1 protein-coding gene and 1 pseudogene are annotated in these 2,154 nt (G+C 64.4%); both read left to right on the top strand.

Annotated features, from left to right (window positions below):
- Positions 1 to 1,408 (top strand): group II intron reverse transcriptase/maturase (gene ltrA, locus ACFPZ3_RS64700; protein ID WP_379524318.1); only part of this gene is annotated, 1,408 nt, incomplete at its 5' end.
- Between the two features lie 130 nt (positions 1,409 to 1,538).
- Positions 1,539 to 1,979: pseudogene (locus tag ACFPZ3_RS64695) on the top strand (ISAzo13 family transposase); the annotation flags it as partial.
- Between the last annotated feature and the right edge of the window lie 175 nt (positions 1,980 to 2,154).

Here is a 2,154-nt window from a genome sequence, read left to right as displayed (position 1 = left end):
AAGTTTCACGTCCGGTTCTGTAGGCGAGCCGCCCCCGCGAGGGGGCGGCTTAGCCGGCGCCCGTGATGATCCTCATCGCAGGTTCGATGACCTGTTCAACCTCTGTGCCGATCCCGCGTTCTTGCTGGTCGCGTGGGATCAGGTGCGGGGTAACAAGGGCGCCAGGACCGCCGGGGTGGACGGCCGCACAACGGTGTCCATCGCGGAACGAACGGGCGTTGAGGAATTCCTCGACGCACTACGAGACTCGATCAAGGATCGTAGTTTCCGTCCGCTTCCGGTGCGAGAGCGGATGATCCCCAAGGCAGGCGGCAAGCTGCGCCGCCTGGGGATCGCGACAATCGCCGACCGGGTGGTGCAGGCGTCCTTGAAGCTGGTGCTGGAGCCGATTTTCGAGGCGGATTTCCTCCCGTGCTCATACGGGTTCCGTCCGAACCATCGGGCTCACGACGCCGTGGCCGAGGTCCGCCACTTCACGTCCCACGGGTATGAGTGGATCGTGGAAGGTGACATCAGAGCCTGCTTCGACGAGATTTCGCACCCCGACTTACTCGACCGGGTGCGGCTTCGGATCGGGGACAAACGCGTTCTTGACCTGGTGAAAGCGTTCCTCAAAGCGGGCATCCTCGGGGAGGATCGCGTGCTGCGAGAAACCAGCGCCGGAACCCCGCAGGGTTCGATCTTGTCGCCGTTGCTCAGCAACGTGGCACTGTCGGTCCTGGACGAGTACGTCGCCCAGGGACCGGGAGGGCCCGCAAGCAGCAAACTTGGGCGGGATCAGCGTCGCCGTCAAGGTCTTCCCAACTACCGTATTTCCAGGTACGCGGACGACTGGTGCCTGATGGTTCACGGCACCGAAGGCGATGCCAAAGCCCTGCGCGAGGAGATCGCAGGGGTCTTATCCACGATGGGGCTGCGCCTATCCCCGGAGAAGACCCTGATCACCCACATCGATGAGGGACTGGACTTCCTCGGGTGGCACATCCAGCGCCACCGCAAACGAGGAACCAGCCGGTACTACGTCTACACCTACCCCTCACGCAAGGCCCTCGCGGCTGTGATGGGCAAGGTCCAAACGGCGTGCCGGAAGATGGCCACGAACCAGCCGCTCGACACCCTGCTCATCCAGCTCAACCGGATGCTGCCGGGTTGGTGCGCCTACTTCCGCCCCGGCGTGTCCAGCGCGACATTCCAATACCTGAGCTCGTACACATGGAGCCAGGTCATGAAATGGCTGCGCCGCAAACACCGCCGGATCACCTGGAAGGACCTCCGCCGCCGCTATTGCGAGGGAGGTTGGCGGCCAGTGGGAGAGGAACGGACGCTGTTCGACCCCGGAAAGGTGCGCACAACGCGCTACCGCTACCGAGGCGCGGCCATCCCTTCCCCCTGGCCGACCACGGCATGAGGACGATCATCGACAGCGAAATGGGAGTTGTGGAGCGCCCGGTGCCATGAGAGTGGCACGCCGGGTGCGGGAAGCGGCCCGAAGAAACGACTCGATCGAAAGACGAGACCGCGCTTCGGGCCGACTTCACCATCCCACTCTGGACACCGACCCAGACTCCACCGGCCAGGCTCAACCGAGCGACCGGTGGAACCCGCAGATCCTCTCCAATCCCGCCCTGACCGGAATGCCTCGCTCAAAGCTGGACCGGCTGACCGTCGACCTGCGAGCCCTTGACCAGCAGCGCCCGCGAATCAAATCAGGCCGCCCACCCACCGTGGCCTTCACCGACCAGGTCCTGCTCACCGTGCTGCACCAGCGGCTCGGCCTGGCTGTCGAACCCCTGGCGGTTCTGTTCGCCACCAGCCGGACCACCGCCTACCGCACCACCTGCAGCATCAGCGCACTCCTCAACCAGTCCGGCACCCACATCACACCCGCACCCACCCCGCCAGGCCTGCTACGCCTCCTGCACGCACGCGTCCTCGCCGAAGACACCAAAGCCGCCAACAAGATCAAACCCGCGTGTTAATAATCTGCAAGCCCTTAGAAGGAAATCGTCAGCACTGGACAGGGGCACCATCACAAGGCGCGGCCTTGTGCCGGGTGCCCCGGAGAAGGGATGTCAATCGTGAAGCGTACGAAAGCGGTTGGTCTGGCCGGCCTCGCATGCGCGATGCTGATGGTGGGCGTCACGGGACCTGCCT

Source organism: Nonomuraea insulae (assembly GCF_042656245.1).
This window is presented reverse-complemented; position numbering and strand designations above follow the sequence as displayed.